Origin of the sequence: Staphylococcus sp. GDX8P80P (genome assembly GCF_017893095.1) — a bacterium.
Classification (GTDB): Bacteria; Bacillota; Bacilli; order Staphylococcales; family Staphylococcaceae; genus Staphylococcus; species Staphylococcus borealis.
Genome location: NZ_JAESMI010000211.1, coordinates 1 through 468, shown reverse-complemented (window position 1 = coordinate 468; position 468 = coordinate 1). Strand labels below are relative to the sequence as shown.

Below are 468 nucleotides of genomic sequence, written 5' to 3'. Positions count from 1 at the left end.
TAATGTTGCTAAAGAACCAATCGGTGTTATTTTAGGTCCTAAATCAGAACCTATGACATTCGCATAAATCATACCTTCTTTTAATATACCTGTAGCACTGGATTGACCAATCGCTATTGCATCTATTAAAACAGTTGGCATGTTGTTCATGATTGAAGATAAGAAAGCAGCTATAAAGCCCATACCCATGATACTGCTGAATAATCCATGACTTGAAATATTGGATAATACATCAGCTAAAATTGTTGTGATTCCTACGTTTTTTAAACCAAATACAACTAAGTACATACCAACAGAAAATACAACAATATTCCATGGTGCACCTTTAATCACTTGTTTTGTATGAACTGCTTTTGATTTACGAGCTAATATTACAAAGATAAAAGCAATAATACCAGCAATAATTGATACAGGAATATTTATAAACTCACTTATTAAATAACCAACTAGCAATACAGTGAGTACAAT

Annotated in this window: 1 protein-coding gene; it reads right to left on the bottom strand. The window is 31.6% G+C overall.

Features of this window, described 5'->3' with window-relative positions; all coding sequences use genetic code 11:
* The coding region (locus KA858_RS12500) for an ArsB/NhaD family transporter (protein ID WP_281058936.1) at window positions 1-468 on the bottom strand (468 nt) is incomplete at both ends.